Source organism: Variovorax sp. PDC80, assembly GCF_900115375.1.
Classification (GTDB): Bacteria; Pseudomonadota; Gammaproteobacteria; order Burkholderiales; family Burkholderiaceae_C; genus Variovorax.
Genome location: NZ_FOWG01000004.1, coordinates 317,000 through 341,486 on the forward strand (window position 1 = coordinate 317,000; position 24,487 = coordinate 341,486).

At 70.1% G+C, this 24,487-nt stretch carries 19 protein-coding genes; all 19 read left to right on the top strand.

Going from position 1 to position 24,487, the window contains the following annotated elements; genetic code table 11:
* The first annotated feature begins 37 nt into the window (after positions 1-37).
* The 19 genes from BM109_RS14890 (at position 38) to tssH (ending at position 24,476) form a co-directional block, all read left to right on the top strand.
* Positions 38-622, top strand: a complete 585-nt coding sequence (locus tag BM109_RS14890; RefSeq protein WP_057593419.1) for an amino acid synthesis family protein — start codon at positions 38-40, stop codon at positions 620-622.
* Positions 623-695: 73 nt separating this feature from the next.
* On the top strand, positions 696-1,901 hold the full coding sequence (locus BM109_RS14895) for an ABC transporter substrate-binding protein (RefSeq protein WP_093343883.1): 1,206 nt from the start codon (positions 696-698) through the stop codon (positions 1,899-1,901).
* A gap of 142 nt (positions 1,902-2,043) precedes the next feature.
* Positions 2,044-3,975: an ABC transporter permease gene (locus BM109_RS14900; RefSeq protein WP_093343884.1), complete on the top strand. Its 1,932-nt coding sequence runs from the start codon at positions 2,044-2,046 to the stop codon at positions 3,973-3,975.
* Positions 3,972-4,736 (top strand): ABC transporter ATP-binding protein, encoded by a 765-nt coding sequence (locus BM109_RS14905; RefSeq protein WP_057593416.1) that lies wholly within the window; start codon positions 3,972-3,974, stop codon positions 4,734-4,736. The genes BM109_RS14900 and BM109_RS14905 overlap by 4 nt, the downstream gene beginning before the upstream one ends.
* Positions 4,733-5,476 (top strand): ABC transporter ATP-binding protein, encoded by a 744-nt coding sequence (locus tag BM109_RS14910; RefSeq protein ID WP_057593415.1) that lies wholly within the window; start codon positions 4,733-4,735, stop codon positions 5,474-5,476. The genes BM109_RS14905 and BM109_RS14910 overlap by 4 nt, the downstream gene beginning before the upstream one ends.
* 76 nt (positions 5,477-5,552) lie before the next feature.
* Complete coding sequence (gene pncA, locus BM109_RS14915; RefSeq protein WP_057593414.1) at positions 5,553-6,278, top strand: bifunctional nicotinamidase/pyrazinamidase; 726 nt, start codon at positions 5,553-5,555, stop codon at positions 6,276-6,278.
* Between the two features lie 79 nt (positions 6,279-6,357).
* A complete protein-coding gene (locus tag BM109_RS14920; protein ID WP_177239350.1) occupies positions 6,358-7,518 on the top strand; it encodes an ABC transporter substrate-binding protein in 1,161 nt (386 codons plus the stop codon).
* A complete protein-coding gene (locus BM109_RS14925; RefSeq protein ID WP_093343886.1) occupies positions 7,496-8,002 on the top strand; it encodes a (2Fe-2S)-binding protein in 507 nt (168 codons plus the stop codon). The genes BM109_RS14920 and BM109_RS14925 overlap by 23 nt, the downstream gene beginning before the upstream one ends.
* Positions 7,999-11,754, top strand: coding sequence for a molybdopterin cofactor-binding domain-containing protein (locus BM109_RS14930; protein WP_093343887.1), 3,756 nt, complete (start codon positions 7,999-8,001; stop codon positions 11,752-11,754). Before BM109_RS14925 ends, BM109_RS14930 begins: the two co-directional genes overlap by 4 nt.
* A 98-nt stretch (positions 11,755-11,852) precedes the next feature.
* Positions 11,853-13,043: a fumarylacetoacetate hydrolase family protein gene (locus tag BM109_RS14935; protein ID WP_093343889.1), complete on the top strand. Its 1,191-nt coding sequence runs from the start codon at positions 11,853-11,855 to the stop codon at positions 13,041-13,043.
* Positions 13,044-13,223: 180 nt separating this feature from the next.
* A complete protein-coding gene (tssA, locus tag BM109_RS14940; protein ID WP_093343890.1) occupies positions 13,224-14,315 on the top strand; it encodes a type VI secretion system protein TssA in 1,092 nt (363 codons plus the stop codon).
* A gap of 61 nt (positions 14,316-14,376) precedes the next feature.
* Positions 14,377-14,943 carry a type VI secretion system contractile sheath small subunit gene (gene tssB, locus BM109_RS14945; RefSeq protein ID WP_093343892.1) on the top strand — a complete coding sequence of 189 codons (567 nt, stop codon included), beginning with the start codon at positions 14,377-14,379 and terminating at the stop codon, positions 14,941-14,943.
* A gap of 34 nt (positions 14,944-14,977) precedes the next feature.
* Entirely contained in the window at positions 14,978-16,483 is a 1,506-nt protein-coding gene (tssC, locus tag BM109_RS14950) for a type VI secretion system contractile sheath large subunit (RefSeq protein ID WP_093343894.1), read from the top strand.
* A gap of 45 nt (positions 16,484-16,528) precedes the next feature.
* Entirely contained in the window at positions 16,529-17,011 is a 483-nt protein-coding gene (locus BM109_RS14955; RefSeq protein ID WP_057593445.1) for an Hcp family type VI secretion system effector, read from the top strand.
* A gap of 257 nt (positions 17,012-17,268) precedes the next feature.
* Positions 17,269-18,135 (top strand): type VI secretion system accessory protein TagJ, encoded by an 867-nt coding sequence (locus BM109_RS14960; protein WP_093343895.1) that lies wholly within the window; start codon positions 17,269-17,271, stop codon positions 18,133-18,135.
* Positions 18,135-18,692 carry a type VI secretion system baseplate subunit TssE gene (tssE, locus tag BM109_RS14965; protein WP_093343897.1) on the top strand — a complete coding sequence of 186 codons (558 nt, stop codon included), beginning with the start codon at positions 18,135-18,137 and terminating at the stop codon, positions 18,690-18,692. The genes BM109_RS14960 and tssE overlap by 1 nt, the downstream gene beginning before the upstream one ends.
* Complete coding sequence (tssF, locus tag BM109_RS14970; protein WP_093343899.1) at positions 18,692-20,572, top strand: type VI secretion system baseplate subunit TssF; 1,881 nt, start codon at positions 18,692-18,694, stop codon at positions 20,570-20,572. Before tssE ends, tssF begins: the two co-directional genes overlap by 1 nt.
* Entirely contained in the window at positions 20,569-21,753 is a 1,185-nt protein-coding gene (gene tssG, locus BM109_RS14975) for a type VI secretion system baseplate subunit TssG (RefSeq protein WP_093343901.1), read from the top strand. Before tssF ends, tssG begins: the two co-directional genes overlap by 4 nt.
* Positions 21,750-24,476, top strand: coding sequence for a type VI secretion system ATPase TssH (gene tssH, locus BM109_RS14980; RefSeq protein ID WP_093343902.1), 2,727 nt, complete (start codon positions 21,750-21,752; stop codon positions 24,474-24,476). Before tssG ends, tssH begins: the two co-directional genes overlap by 4 nt.
* Positions 24,477-24,487 lie beyond the last annotated feature (11 nt).

Below are 24,487 nucleotides of genomic sequence, written 5' to 3' on the forward strand. Positions count from 1 at the left end.
CGAAGAGACAAGAAGAGAAGCCAAAGGAAATCCAGACATGACCGCCAACATCCGCAAGCTCGTCGTCCAGGTCGACGAAACCCGCAAGGAAATGGGCCGCGACATCGCGCCGCCCACGCGCCGCGCCGTCGCCATCGCCGTGATCGCCAACCCCTACGCGGGCCGCTACAGCGAGAACCTCGACGAGCTGATCGCGATCGGCGAGGAGCTCGGCGCGCTGCTGGGCCAGAAGGCCGTGAAGGCGCTGGGCATCGAGCCCGGCCAGGCGCAGAGCTACGGCAAGGCCGCGATCGTCGGCGAAGGCGGCGAGCTCGAACACGCGGCCGCGATCCTGCATCCCAAGCTCGGCGCGCCGCTGCGCGTGGCGGTCGAGAAGGGCGCGGCGCTCGTGCCCTCGGCCAAGAAGCTCGGCACCCTCGGCACCGCCATCGACGTGCCGCTGGGCCACAAGGACGCGGCCTTCGTGCGCAGCCATTTCGACGCCATCGAGGCCCGCGTCTCCGACGCCCCGCGCGCCGGCGAGATCGTGGTGGCCGTGGCGGTCACCGACAGTGGCCGCCCACTGCCGCGCATCGGCGGCCTGCAGGCCGGCGAGATCAAGGGCGAAGACGGCCTGCGCTGAGGCGACACTCCACCTTTCCACCGATTTCCTCGTTCCTTTCCCGTTTTTCTCGAACCCCACCAGGAGCTTCCCGATGATCCCCTTGCGCCATGTTTTCAGCGCGGCTTCCGTCCTGACCCTGACCTGCGCCCTCGTTCCCGCGCACGCCCAGGGCGTGATCAAGATCGGCGAGATCAACAGCTACAAGGCGCAGCCGGCCTTCCTCGAGCCCTACAAGAAGGGTATGGAACTCGCGGTCGACGAGATCAACGCCAAGGGCGGGGTCAACGGCCGGAAGATCGAACTGATCAGCCGCGACGACAACGCGAACCCCGGCGACGCCGTGCGCGTGGCCGAGGAGCTGATCTCGCGCGAGAAGGTCGACGTGCTCGCGGGCGCCTTCCTCTCGAACACCGGCCTGGCGCTGACCGACTTCGCGAAGCAGAAGAAGTTCTTCTATCTCGCCGCCGAACCGCTGACCGACAAGATCGTCTGGAGCAACGGCAACCGCTACACCTACCGCCTGCGTCCCTCGACCTACATGCAGGTCGCGATGCTGGTGCCCGAGGCCGCCAAGCTCAAGAAGAAGCGCTGGGCCATCGTCTACCCCAACTACGAGTACGGCCAGTCCTCGGTCGCGACCTTCAAGACCCTGCTGAAGGCCGCGCAGCCCGACGTGGAGTTCGTCGCCGAGCAGGCGCCGCCGCTGGGCAAGGTCGATTCGGGCAGCGTGGTGCAGGCGCTCGCCGATGCCAAGCCCGACGCGATCTTCAACGTGCTGTTCGGCGCCGACCTCTCGAAGTTCGTGCGCGAGGGCAACACCCGCGGCCTGTTCAAGGACCGTGAAGTGGTCAGCGTGCTGACCGGCGAACCCGAGTACCTCGATCCGCTGAAGGACGAGGCGCCCAACGGCTGGATCGTGACCGGCTATCCGTGGAGCGGCATCAAGACGCCCGAGCACAAGGCCTTCCTCGACGCCTACCAGGCCAAGTTCAAGGACTACCCGCGCCTGGGCTCGGTGGTCGGCTACAGCGCCATCCACTCGATCGCGGCGGGTATCCAGAAGGCCGGCAGCACCGACACCGAGAAGCTGGTCGCGGCCTTCAAGGGCCTGCAGCTCGACAGCCCCTTCGGCAAGATCAGCTATCGCGCGCAGGACAACCAGTCGACCATGGGCGCGTACGTGGGCAAGACGAAGAACGACGGCGGCAAGGGCGTGATGGTGGACTACGTCTACCTCGACGGCGCCAAGTTCCAGCCGAGCGACGACGAAGTCAAGAAGATGCGCCCCGCCGACTGATGCCGCTGCGCGCGGACCGCGGGCATTGCCCGAACGGTCCGCGCGTGCACGGCATGGGCAGCAGGTGGCACCACCACCGCGTCAGCCATGCGCCTCGGGCGCCTGGCGGGGGCGGGAGTTTCCAGTTCCTCGGGATCCTTGAATGAGCTTTTCAGGCTTCGTTGTTCAGTTGCTCAACGGGTTGGCCGGCGCCTCGTCGCTGTTCTTCGTGGCGGCCGGCCTCTCGTTGATCTTCGGCGTGACGCGCATCGTCAATTTCGCCCATGGATCCTTCTTCATGGTCGGCATCTACCTCGCGTACACGCTGGTCGACAAGCTCGGCGCGAGCCTGGGCTTCTGGCCCGCGCTGCTGATCGCGGCGGTCGCGGTCGGCGTGCTCGGCGCGCTGATCGAGGTGCTGCTGCTGCGCCGCATCTACAAGGCGCCCGAGCTGTTCCAGCTGCTCGCCACCTTCGCGCTGGTGCTGGTCATCAAGGACGCGGTGCTGTGGCTCTGGGGGCCCGACGAGCTGCTGGGCCCGCGCGCGCCCGGCCTCAAGGGCTCGGTCGAGATCCTCGGGCGCCAGTTCCCCTCGTACGACCTGTTCCTGATCGTGGTCGGCCCGGTGGTGCTGGGCCTGGTCTGGCTGCTGCTCACGCGCACGCGCTTCGGTACGCTGGTGCGCGCCGCCACGCAGGACCGCGAGATGGTCAGCGCGCTCGGCGTCAACCAGGCGTGGCTCTTCACCGCGGTGTTCGCGCTCGGCGCGCTGCTCGCGGGCCTGGGCGGCGCGTTGCAGCTGCCGCGCGAGCCCGCCACGCTCGAGATGGACCTCAACACCATCGGCGCCGCCTTCGTGGTGGTGGTGGTCGGCGGCATGGGCTCGCTGCCCGGCGCCTACGTGGCCGCGCTGCTGATCGCCGAGATCAAGGCCGTGTGCATCTGGCTCGGCGTGGTGCAGATCTTCGGCATCGACGTGTCCTTCTCCAAGCTCACGCTGATGGTCGACTTCCTCGTGATGGCGGCCGTGCTGGTGTGGCGCCCGTGGGGCTTGTTCGGCCGCGCGCAGGCGCCGAGCCGCTACGTCGGCATGCAGGAGGAACCGCTGCGCCGCGCCGGCAACCTCTACCTGGCCGGCGCCGCGGTGCTCGCGCTGGTGCTCGCCGCGCTGCCGGTGCTGACGGCCGGCTCGCCCTACACCCTGGTGCTGATGATCGACCTGCTGATCGCGGCCCTGTTCGCCACCAGCCTGCACTTCATCATGGGCCCGGCCGGCATGCATTCGTTCGGCCATGCGGCCTACTTCGGCCTCGGGGCCTACGGCGCCGCGCTGCTCGCGCGCTCGCTGGGCCTGCCGATGGAGCTCACGCTGGTGGTCGCGCCGCTGGTGGCCGCGCTCGGCGCCTTCGTCTACGGCTGGTTCGCGGTGCGGCTGTCGGGCGTGTACCTCGCGATGCTCACGCTGGCCTTCGCGCAGATCACCTGGGCCATCACCTACCAGTGGGACAGCTTCACGGGCGGCAGCAACGGCCTCACGGGCGTCTGGCCCTCGGCCTGGCTGTCGGACAAGCGCGCCTACTACTGGCTCACGCTGGTGCTGGTGTCGGCCGGCGTCTGGTGGCTGCGCCGCGTGCTGTATTCGCCCTTCGGCTACACCCTGCGCGCGGGCCGCGACTCGGTGCTGCGCGCCGACGCCATCGGCATCGACGTCAAGCGCATGCAGTGGGCCGCCTTCGTCATCGCGGGCGCGGTGGCGGGCCTGGCCGGCGCGCTGTTCGCGTTCTCCAAGGGCAGCATCTCGCCCGAGACGCTGTCGGTCGGCAAGTCGGTCGACGGCCTCGTGATGGTGCTGCTCGGCGGCATCCAGACGCTCGCGGGCCCGGTGGTCGGCGCCGTCACCTTCACCTGGCTGCACGACACCGTGGCGCGCAACACCGACTACTGGCGCGCGATGCTCGGCGCCATCATCCTGATCCTGGTGCTGCTGTTCCCGCAGGGCATCGCGGGATCGATCAAGCAGCTCGCGGAGCGTTTCCGCGCGCCGAAGGAAGAGAAGAAGGCCGTCGATGCGAAGCTCGAGGAGGTGAAGGCATGAGCCTGCTCAAGGTCAACAACCTCGGCAAGTCCTTCGGCGGCGTCAAGGCCGTCGACGGCATCAGCTTCGAGCTGCCGCCCGGCGAGCTGCTGGCGCTGATCGGCCCCAACGGCGCCGGCAAGTCCACCACCTTCAACATGGTCAACGGCCAGCTCAAGGCCGACCAGGGCTCGATCACGCTCGACGGCCAGGAGCTCGTGGGCCGCAAGCCGCGCGAGATCTGGCGCATGGGCGTGGGCCGCACCTTCCAGATCGCCGAGACCTTCGCCTCGCTCACGGTGGTCGAGAACGTGCAGATGGCGCTGCTCTCGCACGACCGCAAGCTGTTCTCGATGTGGCGCCGCGCCGCCGAGCACCAGCGCGACGAGGCGCTGGCGCTGCTCGACCAGGTCGGCATGAAGTCGCAGGCCGACCGGCCCTGCAGCGTGCTGGCCTATGGCGACGTCAAGCGCGTCGAGCTCGCGATCGCGATGGCCAACAGCCCCAAGCTACTGCTGATGGACGAGCCCACGGCCGGTATGGCGCCGAAGGAACGCAACTCGCTGATGGCGCTGACCAAGCAGCTGGTCATCGACCGCGGCATGGCCGTGCTGTTCACCGAGCACAGCATGGACGTGGTGTTCGCCTATGCCGACCGCATGATCGTGCTGGCGCGCGGGCGCCTCATCGCGCAGGGCAAGCCGCTCGAGATCCGCGACCACCCCAAGGTGCAGGAGGTGTACTTCGGCAGCGGCAAGACCTTCGAGAAAGCAGCGGCATGAACACGACGAACGCTTCCGAACCCCTGCTCCAGGCCAAGGCCCTGTGCGCCTGGTACGGCGCCGCCCAGATCCTCTACGACGTCGACCTCGAGGTGCGGCGCGGCGAGGTGGTCGCGCTCATGGGCCGCAATGGCGCCGGCAAGTCGACCACGCTCAAGGCGCTGATCGGCATGCTCGGCAAGCGCCGCGGCGCGGTGCGCTTCCTGGGCCACGACATCTCGAAGAGCGAACCGCACCACGCGGCGCGCCTGGGCCTGGGCTTCGTGCCCGAGGACCGGCGCGTGTTCACCGACCTCACGGTGATGGAGAACCTCGAGGTCGGCAAGCAGGCCGCGCGCCGCTGGGCCGACGGCAGCGAGGCGCCGCTGTGGACGCCCGAGCGGCTGTTCAAGCTGTTCCCCAACCTCGGCGAGATGCCCCACCGCCCCGGCGGGCGCATGAGCGGCGGCGAGCAGCAGATGCTGACCGTGGCGCGCACGCTGATGGGCAACCCCTACCTGGTGCTGCTCGACGAACCTTCGGAGGGCGTGGCGCCGGTCATCGTCGAGCAGATGGCGAACATGATCCTCGAGCTCAAGGCGCAGGGCGTGAGCATCCTGCTGTCGGAGCAGAACATGCACTTCGCGGAGCTGGTCTCCGACCGTGCCTACGTGCTCGAGAAGGGCCAGATCCGCTACCACGCCACCATGGCCGAGCTCGCGGCCAACGAGGAAGTGCGGCGCGCGTACCTGAGCGTCTAGTCAGTCAGTCGATGCGCCTTCGGGCGCATTCCTTGCAGGGTTTCGTTTCCATCAACGCAAGCACGGAGCACAGACCATGAACGACACGCACCGCAGACGCTTCCTCCAATCCACGGCCGCCCTCGGCCTGCTCGGCGCCTCGGGCGCGCTCTTCGCCGCCGGCGCGAAGATCAAGCCCGGCGACAAGGCCGTGCTGATCGTGGTCGACGTGCAGAACTGCTTCATCGACGGCGGCACGCTGCCGGTCAAGGGCGGTGCCGACGTGGTGCCGGTCATCAACCAGCTGGCGGCCTCGTTCCAGAACATCGTGGTCACGCAGGACTGGCACACCCAGGGCCATGCCTCGTTCGCGAGCGCGCACGCGGGCCAGAAGCCCTTCAGCAGCATCAAGCTGAACTACGGCAACCAGGTGCTGTGGCCCGACCACTGCGTGCAGGGCACGGACGACGCGGCGCTGCACAAGGACCTCAAGCTGCCGACCGCGCAGCTGATCATCCGCAAGGGCTTCCACGCCGACGTCGACAGCTACTCGGCCTTCGAGGAAGCCGACCGCAAGACCTCGACCGGCCTGGCCGGCTACCTCAAGGCGCGCGGCATCAAGACCGTGTTCGTGACCGGCCTGGCAACCGACTTCTGCGTCGCCTGGACCGCGCTCGATGCGCGCAAGGCCGGCTTCGATGCCTACGTGATCGAGGACGCCACGCGCGCCATCGACCTCAACGGCTCGCTGGCCGCGGCCTGGAAGCAGATGAGCGCCAAGGGCGTGAAGCGCATCCAGTCGGCCGACATCCAGGGCGCCTGAGAAGACGACAGGGAAGCCCGGCGATGCGCGGGCCCCCGCCGCGCATCGGCACAACACAACTCCGAGACAAGACGACCCCATGACGATTTCCCTCTCCAGGCGCTCCCTGGTGGCCGGCGGCGCGGCCCTCGCGCTCGGCCCCGGCCTGCTGGCCGCCGCGCGCGCCGAGAACGGCGTGAGCGACGGCGCCATCCGCATCGGCCAGTCGGCGGTGTTCAGCGGCCCGGCCAAGGACTTCGGCATCGACTACCGCGCGGGCATCAAGCTGCACTTCGACCGCGTCAACAAGGGCGGCGGCATCAACGGGCGCCGGCTCGAGCTGGTGAGCTACGACGACGTCTACGAACCCGCGAAGACCGCGCTCAACACCGCGAAGCTGATCGACGAGGACAAGGTGTTCGCGCTCACGGGCTACGTCGCCACCGGCAACCTCGCGGCCGCGATGCCGCTGGCCGAGAAGGCGGGCGTGCCGATGTTCGCGCCGCTGGTGGGCACCACCTCGTTCCGCACGAAGACCAACCGGCTGCTGTTCCACGTGCGCGCGGGCTACGACCTCGAGCTGCGCAAGATCATCAGCCACCTGTCGACCATCGGCATCCAGTCGATCGCGGTGGTGCACCAGGACAGCGCCTTCGGCAAGTCGAATCTCGCGACCTGCGAGGAGCTCGCGGCCGACTACAAGGTGAAGGTGGTCAAGACCTTCCCGCTGGCGATCGCCGCCGAGGATGCGAAGCCGGTGGTCGCGGGCCTCGCCGAGGCCAGGCCCGGCGCGGTCGTGATGATCATGGCCGGACGCCAGGTCGAGGTCTTCATGCGCGACTACCGCGCGAGCGCGGGCGGCGCGCCGCTGTACACGCTGTCGGTCGGCATCACCGACGCGGCCGGCTCGGCGCAGCGGCTCGAGGGCAAGCTCGCGGGCCTGGTCACGGCCAGCATCGTGCCGCCGCCGCAGGCCGTGCGCGTGCCCATCGTGGCCGACTACCAGCGCGACCGCGCCGAATTCGGCGAGAAGATCGACAGCTACACCGCGCTCGAGGGCTACATCGTCGCGCGCGTGATGGCCGAGGGCCTGCGCCGCGGCGGCAAGGCGCTCACGCGCGAGAGCTTCGTCGCGGGCCTCGAGAGCATCGGCAGCACGCGCTTCGGCGACTTCCCGATCGAGTACGGGCCGAAGAACCACAACGGCTCGAACTTCGTGGACCTGGAGATGTACACCCGTGACGGCCAGCTGCGGCGCTGAAGGCCGTGCCGAGCCGCTGCAACTGAGGGTCAACGGCCATGCGCGCGCGCTCGCGGTGCCGCGCGAGGCCTCGCTGCTGCAGGTGCTGCGCAACGACCTCGGGCTCAACGGTCCCAAGTACGGCTGCGGCCTCGGCCAGTGCGGCGCCTGCACGGTGCATGTCGACGGCATGGCCGCGCGCGCCTGCGTGATCCCCGCGCACGGCGTGGCGGGCCGCGCCATCACCACGCTCGAGGGCCTGGGCACGCGCGGCGACTGGCACCCGGTGCAGGCCGCCTTCGAGCAGGCGCAGGCCGCGCAGTGCGGCTACTGCCTCAACGGCATGGTGATGCAGGTGGCGGCATTGCTGGCGCGCGAGCCGGGCGCCAGCGAGGCGCGCATCCGCAGCGAGCTCTCAGGCAACCTGTGCCGCTGCGGCACGCACATCGAGATCCTCGACGCGGCGCAGCGCGCGGCGCGCCAGCTGCGGGCGGCGCAGCCATGACACGGCGCGCCGACCTGCCGCGCACGCGCGCGGAGTTCCTCGCCGCCGAAGGCGTGCTGCTGGTGGTGCGCGAGACCCCGCCGGCTCCGCCGCCGGCGAAGGGCCAGCCGGCCTTCATCGCGGGCAATCCCGCCGAGGGCGACGAGGTGCTGCTCGCGGTGTGGGACGACGGCAGCGCCTCGGCGCTCAACGGCCATGTCGACCTCGGCACCGGCATCCAGACCGCGCTGGGCCAGATCGTGGCCGAGGAGCTCGAGCTCGGCATGCCCTGCGTGCGCGTGATGCTCGGCGACACCGCGCGCGCGCCCAACCAGGGCGCGACCATCGCGAGCGCCTCGATCCAGATCCATGCGCAGCCGCTGCGCCTCGCGGCCGCGCAGGCGCGCGCCTGGCTGCTCGCGCGCGCGGCCGAGCGCCTGGGCGTGGCGCCCGAGGCATTGCAGGCGCGCAACGGCATCGTGCGCGTGGCCGAGGCGCCCGACCGGCACCTGAGCTACGCCGAACTGGTGGCGGGCCAGCGCACCGTGCTCAAGCTCGATGCGAAGGCCGCCACCAAGGACCCGGCCGACTACCGCGTGGTCGGCACGCGGCAGGCACGCGTCGACATCCCGGCCAAGCTCGCGGGCGAACTGGTCTTCGTGCACGACATGCGCGTGCCCGGCATGCTGCACGGCCGCGTGGTGCGTCCGCCCTACGCGGGCGCCGACCATGGCGACTTCATCGGCAACACGCTCGAATCGGTCGACGAATCGTCGATCGCCCACATCCCCGGCATCCGTGCGGTGGTGGTGATCCGCGACTTCGTCGGCCTCGTGGCCGAGCGCGAGGAGCACGCCGAACAGGCGCTGCGCGAACTGCGCGTGCGCTGGAAGCCCTGGCCCGGCATGCCCGGCCTCGACGACCTCGCGCAGGCGCTGCGCGACAACCCCTCGACGCAGCGCCTGCTGGTCGACGAGGGCGACGTCGACGGCGCGATCGCGCGCGCCGCGCATCCGATGCCGCGCACCTATGTCTGGCCCTACCAGATGCATGCCTCGATCGGGCCCTCGTGCGCGCTGGCCGAATGGCAGCCCGCGGACGACGTTGGCAGCGGCATCCAACTGCGCTGCTGGGCCGGCACGCAGAACCCGCACGTGCTGCGCGCCGATCTCGCGAAGCTGCTCGGCGTGCAGGACCTGCAGGTCGACGTGGTGCGCATGGAAGCCGCGGGCTGCTACGGCCGCAACGGCGCCGACGACGTGGCCGCCGATGCCGCGCTGCTCGCGCGCGCCGTGGGCGCGCCGGTGCGCGTGCAGCTCACGCGCGAGCAGGAGCATGCGTGGGAGCCCAAGGGCGCCGCGCAACTGATGGAGATCGACGGCGGCCTCGCGGCCGACGGCAGCGTCGCGGCCTATGACTTCCAGACTTCCTATCCGTCGAACGGCGCGCCCACGCTCGCGCTGCTGCTCACGCGCGCCATCGAACCGGTGGCGCAGGCCTACGAGATGGGCGACCGCACCGCGCGCCCGCCCTACGGCTACGACAACCTGCGCGTGAAGGTCAACGACATGGCGCCGATCGTGCGCGCCTCGTGGCTGCGCGGCGTGTCGGCGCTGCCGAGCTCGTTCGCGCACGAGTCGTACATCGACGAGCTCGCGACCGCGGCCGGCGTCGACCCGGTGCAGTTCCGGCTGCGCCACCTCGACGATCCGCGCGCGGTCGAGCTGGTGCAGGCCACCGCGCAGAAGGCCGGCTGGCGGCTGCGCACCGGCCCGCAGGAGAACGCCGAGGGCGGGCTCGGGCCCGGCGGCGACATCCTGTTCGGCCAGGGCTTCGCCTATGCGCGCTACGTGCACAGCAAGTGGCCGGGCTTCGGCGCCGCCTGGGCGGCCTGGGTGGCCGATGTCGAGGTCAACCGCCGGACCGGCGAGGTGCACGTGCGCCGCGTGGTGGTGGGGCACGACGCGGGCCTGCTGGTCAATCCCGCGGGCGTCGAGCACCAGGTGCACGGCAACGTGATCCAGACCACGAGCCGCGCGCTCAAGGAACAGGTGCAATTCGCGCCGCAGTCCGGGCCGGCCGAGGGCGGCGAACGACTGCCGGGCGTGCTGCCCTCGGGCGTGGTCGCGAGCCGCGAGTGGGGCAGCTACCCGATCATCAACTTCCGCGAAGTGCCGGTGATCGAGGTCATGCACATGCCGCGCCCCGGCGAGCCGTCGCTGGGCGCGGGCGAGTCCTCGTCGGTGCCGGGCACGGCGGCGATCGCGAACGCCATCTTCGATGCGACGGGCGTGCGCTTCAGGGCGCCGCCGTTCACGCCGGAGACGGTGCTGGCGGAGTTGAATCGCGGGCTGTTGCCGCCGCCGCCCGGAGAGGGCGACGGCAAGCCGCCGGGCGATGGGGATGCCGGCGTGCCCCCATCCCGACCTTCCCCCAGAGGGGGAAGGAGCAAGACCGATGCGCCATGGCCGACGCGCAAGAGCCTGTGGGCCACGGGCGCCGCGCTCGTGGTCGGCGGCATCGGCGTCGTCGCGGGCCTGCTCGGCTGGCGCTCGGCAATCGCGCCGGTGTCGCTCACCGCGCCGGTCTACAGCGAGGCCACCATCGAGCGCGGCCGCGTGCTCGCGGCGCTCGGCGACTGCGCGGTCTGCCATACCGCGCCGGGCGGTGCGCCCAACGCCGGCGGCCGCGCGATGGACACGCCCTTCGGCACGCTCTACACCACCAACCTCACGCCCGATGCCGAGACCGGCCTCGGCCGCTGGTCCTTCAGCGCCTTCCAGCGCGCGATGCGCGAGGGCGTGTCGCGCGACGGCCATCACCTCTATCCGGCCTTCCCCTACACCGCCTTCGCGAAGACCAGCGACGACGACCTGCAGGCGCTCTATGCCTACTTCATGGCGATGCCCGCGGTGCGCGCCGAAACGCCGAAGTCCGAACTCAAGTTCCCGTTCAGCCTGCGGCCGCTGATGGCCGGATGGAACGCGCTCTTCCACGATCCCGCGCCGCTGGCGCCCGTGGCCACGCAGAGCGCCGAGTGGAACCGCGGCGCCTACCTCGTCAACGGCCTCGGCCATTGCGGCGCCTGCCACACGCCGCGCAATGCGCTGGGCGCGGAGCAGGGCGGCAGCGCCTTCCTGTCGGGCGCGATGGTCGATGGCTGGGAGGCGCCGTCGCTCACGATGCGCTCGAAGTCCGCCATGCCCTGGGATGCCGATCCGCTCTACCGCTACCTGCGCGACGGCCACTCGCCGCGCCACGGCATCGCGGGCGGCCCGATGGCCGAGGTGGTGCGCGAGCTCGGTGCCGTGCCCGACGCCGACATCCGCGCGATGGCGACCTACCTCGCCTCGTTCAACCCCGAGCCCGTGCCCGAGGCCACCGCACAGGCCGAGGCACGGCGCATCGTCGACACGGCGGCGCGCACGCGGGGCCAGCTGCTCGGCCCCGCGCAGCGCATGTTCGACAGCGCCTGCGCCGCCTGCCACCATGACGGCGACGGCCCCACGCTGCTGGGCGTGAACACGCCGCTCGCGCTCAACGGCAACCTCGCGAGCGCGAAGCCCGACAACCTGCTGCGCACCATCCTCGATGGCGTGCGCGATCCCGCGACGCGTGACATCGGCTTCATGCCTGCCTTCCGCGACGCGCTCGACGACCGCCAGATCGCCGAGCTCGCGGGCTACATGCGCGCGCGCTTCGCGCCGCAGGAGCCCGCCTGGCCCGACCTGCAGGCCGAGGTCGCGCGCGTGCGCGCGGCGCCGGGGCACTGAGGCCACGGGGTCCCTGTCGGTGGAAGACCGCACGCCGCGGCGCGTGCGGCGCTACGATGCCCGCGCATTCCTTCCAACCTCCAGAGACAACCAACGCCATGTCACTCGATCTCCAGACCGCCACCAGCCTCCCGCAAGACGCCGACCAGGCCACCCTCGTCGGCCGCCTCTGGCAACCGGGCGTGGGCCCCGTGCTCGTGGCCGTGCAGGGCGACGGCCTGCATGAGCTCTCGCGGCTCGCGCCCACCATGAGTGACCTGCTCGAGCTGCAGGAGTCGCCCGCCGATGCCGTGCGGCGCGTGCTGCGCAGCGGCCAGGCACCGCGCATCGCGGAGCTGGCCGAGGTGCTCGCCAACAGCTACGGCGGCGCGCGCAACGAGGACCGGCCCTGGCTGCTCGCGCCCTGCGACCTGCAGGCCGTCAAGGCCAGCGGCGTGACCTTCGTCGCGAGCCTGCTCGAGCGCGTGATCGAGGAACAGGCGCGCGGCGATGCATCGAAGGCCGAGGCCACGCGCGCGGCGCTCGGCGGCGTGCTCGGCGACAACCTCGCCGACATCGTGCCGGGCTCGCCCGAGGCGATGAAGGCCAAGGAGGTGCTGATCGCGCAGGGCGCGTGGTCGCAGTACCTCGAGGTCGGCATCGGTCCCGATGCGGAGATCTTCACCAAGGCGCCCGTGCTCTCGTCGGTGGGCACGGGGGCCGATATCGGCATCCATGCGGCCTCGGTGTGGAACAACCCCGAGCCCGAGGTCGTGCTCGCCGTCAACAGCCGCGGCGAGACCTTGGGTGCCGCGCTCGGCAACGACGTCAACCTGCGCGACTTCGAAGGCCGCAGCGCACTGCTGCTGGGCAAGGCGAAGGACAACAACGCATCGTGCGCCATCGGTCCGTTCATCCGCCTGTTCGATGCGCACTTCGGCATCGCGCAGGTGCGCCGCATCACGGTCGCGCTCGAAGTGCGCGGGCCCGAGGGCTTCGTGCTCGAGGGCTCGAGCTCGCTCGCGAAGATCAGCCGCGATCCGCTCGACCTCGTGGCGCAGGCCATCGGCATCCATCACGACTATCCCGATGGCCTGATGCTGTTCCTCGGCACGATGTTCGCGCCCACGCAGGACCGCCACGGTCCGGGCCAGGGCTTCACGCACACGGTCGGCGACATCGTGCGCATCGCGGCGCCCGAACTCGGCGCGCTCGTCAATCGCGTCGCGCATGCCGACAAGGCACCGCGCTGGACCTTCGGCATCGGCGCGCTGATGCGCAACCTGGGCGCGCGCGGCCTGCTGCGCTGAGTTCTGTCATGGTGCCGTCATGCACCGTTAAGCCGTACTGTGTAACGTTAATGGAAGATGTACTTCTTTGTGATTCAGAGACGGCATGATGACCTCTGATGTAGTTGACCGGCTCCTCGCTTCCACTCAAGATAACCAATGATTCGTTAATGTTTTGATTGGTTGAACGAGGGAGATCGGGTGTCGCAGGCAGAGATCGAGCTTTTGCAAAAGCCCGTCGAGGGCCCGCTTCCGTGCGGTGAGGATCTGGAATACGACGCCGATTTCATGGCGTTGCAGCAGGCAACGCTCGGCAAGCGCGAGCAGCAGTTCGGCAACACCATCATTCCGGCCGAGCCGCCCGACTGGACCAAGGTCGAGCGCATCGCCAGGCAGTTGTGCGAACGCACGCGCGACCTGCGCGTGCTGGTGCCGCTCACGCTCGCATGGACCGAGAACCGCGGCCTGCCGGGTTACGTCGAAGGGCTGCAGCTGGTCGACGTGGTGCTGCAGACCTACTGGGACGACGTGCATCCGCGCGTGGTCGACGGTGGCGACGAGGACCCGCTGCCGCGCATGAATGCATTGGCCGCGCTGGCCGAGAGCGAAGGCATCGGGCGCAGCGTGCGCGATGCGCGGTTGCTCGATGACGGTGGCGTGACGATGACCTTGCGACAGGTCGAGGCGCTGCTCGATTCGAGCAAGGCCGACCAGATCGACTACCCGGGCGGCGTGGGCCGCCTGCGCGAGGCCGCGCGCCGCGCCTACGACAACGACGCGCCGCCGATCGTCGCGTTGCGCGCGGCGCTCGCGCTGCTGCAGCGCATCCGCGAGACCTCCGAACGTGCACTGGGCCAGAGCTGGGCCCCCGATTTCTCGCGCCTCGAACGATCGATGCGCACGGTGGCGCAGCTGCTGCCCGAGCAGGCATTGCAGAGCGCGGTCGAGGCGCCACAGACCGCACGCCAGAGCCCATCGGCGATCGATCCGGCCGCGACGTCTTCGTCGCCGGGCGCGATCGAGACCGCTGCAAGTGGCGGTCCCGGCCTACGCGCGATCGGTATCAACGATATTGAAATAACGAGCCGCGAAGATGTGCAGGTGTTGTTGGAAAAGGCGTGCCGGTATCTGGAGCGCGCGGAGCCCAGCCATCCCGCGCCCCTGTTGATACGCAGGGCGCAGAAGCTGCTGGCGCTCAACTTCTTCCAGATCATCGAGGAGCTCATGCCCGAGGGACTGCAGAAGCTGGAGAGCCTGGCGGGCCGGCCTTCGGGGTCCGACGCATCGCAGTAGGCGCCGGCGGCCGGCGCACGCGGTCCGCACGCATTCGATCGAAGAATCAAGAGGAAGCTTTATGGCAGACAACCGTGTCAGGAACAGTGGTCAGAAGTTCATCGCGCGCAATCGCGCGCCGCGCGTGCAGATCGAGTACGACGTCGAGATCTACGGCAGCGAACGCAAGATCCAGCTGCCCTTCGTGATGGGCGTGATCGCCGACCTCGCGGGCAAGCAGGTCGACCCGATGCCCGATCTCGCCGAGCGCGAGTTCATGGCGGTGGACATCGACAACTTCGACGACCGCATGAAGTCGATCAAGCCACGCGTGGCCTTCCAGGTACCCAACACGCTGACCGGCGACGGCCAGCTCAATGTCGACATCACCTTCGACAGCATGGACGACTTCTCGCCCGCGCGCATCGCGCGCCAGGTCGACGCGCTGCAGCAGCTGCTCGATGCGCGCACCGAACTGTCGAACCTGCTGTCCTACATGGACGGCAAGAACGGCGCCGAGCAGCTCATCGCGCAGGCGCTGCAGAACCCGGCGTTGCTGAAGTCGCTGGCCACCAGCCCGAACCCGGCCGTGGCCGGTGCGCTGGATGCGGCGGCGGCCAGCGAGAAGCCGGCCGGCAGTTCCGAATAAGGCGCGAGCCGATCACGTCGACAGGACCACCACCATGAGTACCGTGCAAAAACAATCCGCGCGTGCGCAGCAGACCGTCGAGGCGCTCGAGCCGAACGAGTTCTCGGACCTGCTCCAGCGCGAGTTCAAGCCCAAGACCGACCAGGCGCGCGAGGCGGTGCAGAACGCCGTCAAGACGCTGGCGGTGCAGGCGCTCGAGAGCTCCGTCACCATCTCCAACGATGCCTATCGCACGGTGCAGGCCATCATCACGGAGATCGACCGCAAGCTCTCCGAGCAGATCAACCAGATCCTGCACCACGAGGACTTCCAGCAGCTCGAGGGCGCCTGGCGCGGCCTGCACTACCTCGTGAACAACACCGAGACCGACGAGCAGCTCAAGATCCGCGTGATGTGCGCCTCCAAGCGCGAAGTGGCGCGCTCGCTCAAGCGCCACAAGGGCATCGGCTGGGACCAGAGCCCGCTGTTCAAGAAGATCTACGAGGCCGAGTACGGCCAGTTCGGCGGCGAGCCCTTCGGCGCGCTGATCGGCGACTTCCATTTCGACCACAGCCCGCCCGACGTCGAGATGCTCGGCGAGATGGCCAAGATCGCCGCGGCCGCGCACTGCCCCTTCATCGCGGGCGCCTCGCCGACCGTGATGCAGATGGACTCGTGGCAGGAGCTGTCGAACCCGCGCGACCTGACCAAGATCTTCCACAACACCGAGCACACCGCGTGGCGCTCGCTGCGCGACTCGGAAGACGCGCGCTACATCGGCCTGGCGATGCCGCGCTTCCTCGCGCGCCTGCCCTATGGCGCGCGCACCAACCCGGTCGACGAGTTCGAGTTCGAGGAAGAGACCGATTCGGCCGCGCACAGCCGCTACACCTGGGCCAACTCGGCCTATGCGATGGGCGTGAACATCAACCGCTCGTTCAAGCAATACGGCTGGTGCACCTCGATCCGCGGCGTGGAATCGGGCGGCGCGGTCGAGAACCTGCCGACCCACACCTTCCCGACCGACGACGGCGGCGTCGACATGAAGTGCCCGACCGAGATCGCGATCAGCGACCGGCGCGAGGCCGAGCTCGCGAAGAACGGCTTCATGCCGCTGGTGCACCGCAAGAACTCCGACTTCGCGGCCTTCATCGGCGCGCAGTCGCTGCAGCAGCCGGCCGAGTACTACGACGCCGATGCCTCGGCCAACGCGAACCTCGCGGCGCGCCTGCCCTACCTGTTCGCCTGCTGCCGCTTCGCGCACTACCTGAAGTGCATCGTCCGCGACAAGATCGGCTCGTTCCGAGAGCGCGAGGACATGGAGCGCTGGCTCAACGACTGGATCATGAACTACGTCGACGGCAGCCCCGGTACCTCGTCGCAGGACACCAAGGCGATGAAGCCGCTGGCGGCCGCCGAGGTCCAGGTGGAGCCCATCGAGGACAACCCCGGCTACTACGCCGCCAAGTTTTTTCTCCGGCCGCACTACCAGCTCGAAGGGCTCACGGTGTCTTTGCGGCTGGTTTCGAAGTTGCCGTCCAACAAGAAGGACAGCAGCTAATTCAACAGTGCCTCGATGGGGCACGCACAACTCCGGGGGTTAATGATGGCAGTAGACATGTTCATGCGCGTCGAAGGCGCGAACGGCGAATCCAAAGACTCGAACCACAAGGACTGGACGGATATCAAGTCGTTCGCATGGGGTGCGACGCAGCCTGGCAACATGGTCAGCGGTGGTGGCGGTGGCGTGGGCAAGGCCAGCTTCAACGATCTGCAGGTGCTCGCGCGCATCGACAAGGCGGCTCCGTCCGTCATGAAGAACTGCGCCAGCGGCAAGCACCTGAGCAAGGTCGAAGTCTCGGTCTGCAAGGCCGGCGGCGGACAGATCGAATACACGCGCGTGACGCTCGAGGAAGTGCTGGTCACCTCGGTGCAGTACACGGCCGAGCAGGGCAGCGACGCGGTGTTCGTGCAGTACGCGTTCCAGGCCGCCAAGGTCAAGCAGCAGTACTGGGAACAGACCGACAAGGGCGGCAAGGGCGCCGAAACCCAGCTCGGCTGGAACATCAAGGAAAACAAGGAAGCCTGATCCGCGGGCCCGGCCGGGCTCGCGGGCGGTGCCTCGGCGCCGCGCGCGAGCCGGTCTCCGGCTGACGGTCTGCGGGCCGCCAGCCGAAGGCCGAGCGGCGAAGGCGGCGCATCGCGCCGTCATCCGCGACAGGTCCGCGGCCCCGCGAGGCGGGCGCCGGCGGCCACGAGCGATATCCAACCACCGACCACGGCGGCGGCTCTGGCTTCATCAGGGCCGGGACCGCGCATTGGCGAAACGACAGAGGAAGCTGCTTCATGGGCGATGCGTTTGCAGTGCTGGGCGAGCGCTCGGTGGCCGAGCACACCGAGGGGATACAGCGGCAGATCCGCGCCGATCCCCAGAACGCCAGCCTGCGGCTCGCGCTGTGCCACTTCCTCGCGCTGCGCGGCGAATGGCAGCGCGCCGAGGACCAGCTCAAGGCGGCCGTCAAGTTCGATCCCTCGTTCACGCCCGCGAGCGCCACCTGCTCGATGGCGCTGGCCGGCGAGCGCCAGCGCAGCGCCTTCTGGGCCGGCGACGCGGCGCGCGCGCCCGTGGTGCTCGGCGACGGCGCGGACTGGGTCGATGCCTTGATCGCGGCCGCCGCGCTGCCGGCCGACCAGGCCGACGAGGCCACCCGGCTGCGCGAGTCGGCGCGCGATGCCACGCCCGCGCTGCGCGGCCTGCTGCAGGCCGTGGACCGATCGGGCGATGCGGCGAGCGAACGCGTCGATGACGAAGCGCTCGAGCGCATCGACTTCGACTGGCTCTGCGATGGCGACGCGCGCCTGGGCGCCGCGCTCGAGGTCATCACGCCCGCGGGCTATGGCTGGCTGCCGCTGCCTTCGGTGCGCCGCCTGACGTTCCAGCGGCCGCAGCACCTGGTCGACCTGCTGTGGTCGCCGGTGCAGGTCGAGCTGGCCAATGGCCGCGCGCTGGCCGTGCTGGTGCCGGTGCGCTATGCGGGCGATCTGGCCACGCTCGAGGACGGCCTCGCGCTCGCGCGCCGTACCGACTGGCTGCCGCTGCCCGGCGAGGCCGCGTTCGCGGGCGCGGGCCAGCGCACCTTGATCAGCGACGCGGGCGACCATGCGCTGCTCGAACTGCGCACCATCGAATTCACCGCCGGGGAGGCCGCCTGATGGCCACGGCCGGCGCCTCCGCCTGGTCGGGGCCCGATGCCGAGGGCGAGCAGGAGAGCGTCGCGCGCGACCGGCTGCAGCCGGTGCTGCTCGACCGCCTGACCGACAAGCAGCCGAGCAACCGCCAGGAGCGCGCGGGCGCCTTCCTGATGAGCGGCAAGCTGCTGCGCGACTCGGTGCTGCGCGACCTGCAGTGGCTGCTGAACACCACCAACTTCGGCACCGCGCATTCGATCCAGGACCTGCCGCGCGCGCGCCGCTCGGTCGTCAACTACGGCGTGCGCGGCTGGGCCGGCGGGCGCATGTCGGAGGTCGACTTCGCCGACGTCGAGGCCGCCATCCGCACCGCCATCATCGACTTCGAGCCGCGCATCATGAAGGACAGCATCGACGTGCGCTGCGTGACCGACGCCACCGAGCTCGAGCACCACAACCTGCTCGCGCTCGAGATCCGCGGCACGCTGTGGTCGGTGCCTTACCCGATCGAGTTCATCCTGCGCTCCGAGCTCGACCTGGAAAGCGGCCACATGATGCTGCGCCCCACCGGAGGCCTCTGATGGACGCGCGGCTGCTCGACTACTACAACCGCGAACTCACCTACATGCACGAGCTCGGTGCCGAGTTCGCGCAGCGCTATCCGAAGATCGCGGGCCGCCTGGGCATGCGCGGCATCGAGGTCAGCGATCCCTACGTCGAGCGGCTGCTCGAGGGCTTCAGCTTCCTCACCGCGCGCATCCAGCTCAAGATGGACGCGGAGTTCCCGCGCTTCTCGCAGCGGCTGCTCGAGGTGGTCTATCCGAACTTCCTCGCGCCGCTGCCCGCCATGGGCGTGGTGCAGATCGACGGCAACCTCAACGAGGGCTCGCTGAAGGCCGGCTACGAGCTGCCGCGCCACACGATCCTGCGTGGCCGCATGATCAAGGGCGAGCAGACGGCCTGCGAGTTCCGCACCGGCCACGCGGTCACGCTGTGGCCGATCCGCATCGCCGAGGCCAGCCTGGGGCCGGTGCCGGCCGAGATCCTGCATGCGCTGCCGATCGTCGCGCGGCAGGCCAGGAGCGCGATCACGATCAAGCTCGAGGCCGTGGGCGGCGCGCGCTTCGCCGAGATGCCGCTCGATCGGCTCGAGTTCTTCCTCTCGGGCGCCGAGCTGCATGCGCTGCGCGTGCTCGAGCTCGCGGTGCACCACTCGATCGGCACCGTCTGCCGCACCGGGCCCGGCACCGCGGGCCAGGGCGCGCGCATCGTGCCGCTGGGCGAGGAGGCGATCCGCCACGAGGGCTTCGACCCCGACCAGGCGCTGCTGCCCTACGACGCGCGCTCGTTCCAGGGCTACCGGCTGCTGCACGAGTACTTCGCCTTTCCCGACCGCTACCTGTTCTTCAGCGTCAACAAGCTGCGTGCCGCGGCCGCGGCGATGAGCGGCACCACGATGGAGATCGTGATCCTGCTCGACCGTGCCGACGGCGACCTCGAGCGGCTGATCGACGCGCGCCAGTTCTCGCTGTTCTGCACGCCGATCGTCAACCTGGTGCCGCGCCGCAGCGACCGCATCCCGGTGGGCCCGGGCCAGCACGAGCACCATGCGGTGATCGACCGCACGCGGCCGCGCGACTTCGAGATCTTCACGGTCGAGCGCGTGGTCGGCCACATGAGCAACGGCTCCGAGGAGCGCGAGTTCCGCCCCTTTCTCGGCTCCTTCGCCTCCGACGACGGCGACTTCGGCGCCTACTTCTCGGTGCGGCGCGAACCGCGGCTGGTGTCGGACCGCGCACGCGCGCAGGGCACGCGCACCAGCTACACCGGCAGCGAGGTCTACGTCTCGCTGGTGGACCAGCACGACGCGCCCTTTCCGCACAGCCTGCGCCACATCACGCTCGATGCGCTGTGCACCAACCGCGACCTGCCGCTGTTGCTGCCCACCGGGCTGGAGTCGGACTTCACGCTGCGCGTGTCGGCGCCGGTGCGCGCGATCCGCATCCTGCGCGGGCCCTCGCGGCCCTACCCGGCGCTGGCCGAGGGCGCGCTGACCTGGCGCCTCATCAGCCACCTGGGCCTCAACTACCTGAGCCTCACCGACGTCGATGCCGACCAGGGCGCGGCCGCGCTGCGCGAGATGCTCGACCTCTACGGCAACCTCGCCGATCCCGCGGTGCGCCGGCAGATCCAGGGCGTGCGCTCGATGAAGCTGGCGCCGGTGTTCCGCCGCCTGCCCGAGCCGGGCCCGATCGTCTTCGGCCGCGGCGTGGAGATCGCGCTGAAGCTCGACGAGACCGCGTTCTCGGGCGCGAGCCCGTACCTGTTCGGCGCCGTGCTCGAGCAGTTCTTCAGCCGCCACGTGTCGCTCAACGCCTTCACCGAGTTCGCGCTGGCCAGCCTGCAGCGCGGCGAGATCGCGCGCTGGACGCCGCGCATCGGACGCCGCCCCGCCGTATGAACAGCACCACCGACCTCCGCGAGGACACGGATGCCGCGCAACAGGCGCCGGCGAGCGACGCGGTGGATCGGGCGGTCGACCACGAAGCACGGGCCGAGGCCGCGCCGCCGCCCGCGCGCGGCCTGCCGCAGGTCGATCCGGCGCTGTGGGCCGGCCTGGTCGAGCAGCCCTTCGAGCACGACCTCTTCATGCTGCTGCGCCGGCTCGACGCGCACGGCGACCATCCGCTGCTGGGCCGCGCGCCGCGCCCGCTCGACGAGCCGCTGCGCCTCGGCCAGGAGCCCTCGATGGCCTTCGCGCCCTCGAACGTCTCGGGCGTGGACGACAGCCGCGACGGCCCGCCGCAGATCTCGATCTACGGCTTCGGCCTGTTCGGTCCCAACGGCCCGCTGCCGCTGCACCTGACCGAGTACGCGCGCGAGCGCAAGCGGCACCACAACGACCACACGCTCAGCGCCTTCGCCGACCTGTTCCACCACCGGCTGATCCTGCTGTTCTACCGCGCCTGGGCCGATGCGCAGTCGGTCAACAGCCTCGACCGGCCCGACGGCCACCGCTTCGTCGAGTACGTCGCGAGCCTCATGAACATGGGGCAGCCCGGGCTCAAGGAGCGCGACCGCATCGCCGACCATGCGCGCACCCACATGGCGGGCCACCTGGTGCGCCAGACGCGCAACCCCGAGGGCCTGATCCAGATCCTGCGCCTGTACTTCGACCTGCCGGTGCGCATCGAGGAGTTCGTGAGCGACTGGGTGACCATCGACGAACCGCAGGTCAGCCGCATCGGCCTGTTCGGGCGCAACCACCGGCTCGGCGCCGGCGCCACCATCGGCCTCGCCGTGCGCGATGCGCAGAGCAAGTTCCGCCTCGAGCTCGGGCCGCTCACGCTCGAGCAGTACCGCGCCTTCCTGCCCGGCAGCCAGCGGCTGCAGCAGGTGGTCGACTGGGTGCGCCAGTACGTCGGCATCGAATTCGCGTGGGAGCTGCGGCTCGTGCTGCGCAAGGAGGAGGCCGGCGGCATGCAGCTCAACGGCGGCCAGCGCCTGGGCTGGGGCAGCTGGCTCGGCACCCGCCTGTCCGACACCGACGCCGGCGACCTGGTGTTCGCGCCCGAGGCCCTGCATTCGCGTTCCGCAGCCACCGCTTCCCACACCTCCGCTTCCTTCACCCAGGCCTCATGACCGACATCCGCCGCGTCTCGCTGTTCTCCAAGCTCAACCCGATGCTCTACAAGGCATTGGAGACCGCCACCGCCTTCGCCAAGCTGCGCGGCAATGCCTACGTCGAACTCGTGCACTGGCTGCACCAGATCCTGCAGCTGCAGGACAGCGACCTGCTGCGCATCGTCAAGCGCGCCGGCCTCAACCTCGACGCGGTCGAGCAGGACCTGGTGCGCGCGCTCGACCGGCTGCCGCACGGCGCGACCTCGATCAGCGACATCTCCGAGCATGTCGACAGCGCGGTCGAGCGGGCCTGGGTCTATGCCAGCCTGCGCTTCGAGGCGACCTCGATCCGCGGCGCCTACCTGCTCGCGGGCATCGTCAAGACGCCGGGGTTGCGCCAGGTGCTCTCGGGCATCTCGCGCGAGTTCGACAAGCTGGTGCCCGACGTGCTGATCGCGCAGCTGCCGGCCTGGACCGAGGGCTCGCCCGAGGACGACTACGACATCGCGCCCGAACCGGCGGCCGGCGGCGCGCCGGCCCCGGCCGGTGCCGCGCCGCAGGCCGCGGGCGGCTCGGCGCTCGCCAAGTACGCGAGCGACCTCACGGCCAAGGCGCGCGCGGGCGAGCTCGATCCGGTCTACGGCCGCGACGACGAGATCCGCCAGATCGTCGACATCCTGATGCGCCGGCGCCAGAACAATCCGCTGCTCACGGGCGAGGCCGGCGTCGGCAAGACCGCGGTGGTCGAGGGCCTGGCGCAGCGCCTGGCCGCGGGCGACGTGCCGCCCTCGCTGCGCGAGGTCTCGCTGTGGGTGCTCGATCCCACGCTGCTGCAGGCCGGCGCGGGCGTGAAGGGCGAGTTCGAGCAGCGGCTGCGGCAGGTGATCGACGAGGTCGAGAAGAGCCCGAAGCCCATCGTGCTGTTCGTCGACGAGGTCCACACGCTGGTGGGCGCGGGCGGCACCGCCGGCACCGGCGACGCCGCCAACCTGCTCAAGCCCGCGCTCGCGCGCGGCCGCCTGCGCACCATCGGCGCCACCACCTGGTCGGAGTACAAGAAGTACATCGAGAAGGACCCGGCGCTCACGCGGCGCTTCCAGACCATCCAGGTGCAGGAGCCGACCGAGGACAAGGCCGTGATCATGCTGCGCGGCATCTCGGCCGAGCTCGAGAAGCACCACGGCGTGCTGATCCTCGACGCCGCGCTCGAGGCCGCCGTGAGCCTGTCGCACCGCTACATCCCCGCGCGCCAGCTGCCCGACAAGGCCGTGAGCCTGCTCGACACCGCCTGCGCGCGCGTGGCGCTGAGCCAGCATGCGCTGCCGGCCGCGCTCGAGGACCTGCAGCGACGCATCGAGGTGCTGGGCATCGAGTCGGGCATCGCGCAGCGCGAGGCCGCGATCGGCGTGGGCGAGGCGCAGCGCGTGCAGGACATCGCGGCGCAGATCGATGCCGCCAAGGCCGAGCTCGCGACGCTCGAGCAAAGGCGCATCGAGGAGGCCGAGCTGGTCGAGCGCATCGTGGCGCTGCGCCGGCAGCTCTCGCCGGCGGCGGTGCCGGTGCAGGCTGAAGAGGTCGCCGAGGATGGCGATGAAGAAGACAGCACAGAGGCCGCACCGGCGCCCGCCGAGCCGCCGGCCTCGCCCGAGCAGATGCGCGCCGAGCTCGACGCGGCGCAGCGCAAGCTCTCGCAACTGCAGGGCGAATCGCCGCTGATCCTCGCCGCGGTCGACGCGCAGGCCGTGGCCACGGTGGTGGCCGACTGGACCGGCATCCCGATCGGGCGCATGGTGCGCGACGATGCGCAGTCGGTGCTGCGGCTCGGCGAGATCCTGTCGCAGCGCGTGGTCGCGCAGACCGATGCGCTCGACACCATCGCGCGGCGCATCCGCACCGCGCGCGCGCGGCTGGACAACCCCAACAAGCCGGTCGGCGTGTTCCTGCTGTGCGGCCCCTCGGGCGTGGGCAAGACCGAGACCGCGCTCGCGCTGTCGGAGGCGCTCTACGGCGGCGAGCAGAACCTCGTCACCATCAACATGAGCGAGTTCCAGGAGTCGCACACCGTCTCCACGCTCAAGGGCGCGCCGCCCGGCTACGTGGGCTACGGCGAGGGCGGCGTGCTGACCGAGGCGGTGCGCCGCCGGCCCTACAGCGTGGTGCTGCTCGACGAGATCGAGAAGGCCCACCCCGACGTGCACGAGATCTTCTTCCAGGTCTTCGACAAGGGCTGGATGGAGGACGGCGAGGGCCGCCACATCGACTTCCGCAACACCGTGATCATCATGACCTCGAACGTCGGCACCGACCTGGTCATGCAGCTGTGCGAGGACCCGGTGCTGCGCCCCGACCCCGAGCCGCTGGCGCAGGCGCTGCGCGAGCCGCTGCTCAAGGTGTTTGCACCCGCGCTGCTCGGGCGGCTGGTGGTGGTGCCCTACTACCCGCTGCATGCCGATGCGCTGCACCGCATCATCCGGCTGCAGCTCGACCGCGTGGCCGCGCGCCTGCAGGCCAACCACGGCATTGCCCTGGGTTACACCGACAGCGCCGTGGCGCTCGTGGCGCGCCGGTGCACGGCCATCGAGTCGGGCGGACGGATGATCGATGCGATCCTCACGCACACCATCCTGCCGCGATTGAGCGAGGAAGTCATCGGCGCCACGGTCAGTGCGCGCAAGCTCGCGGGCGTCGAACTCTCGGCGCAGGGCGACGACTTCCACTACGAATTTTCCGAAGCCAGCTAAGCGAAGGGAGT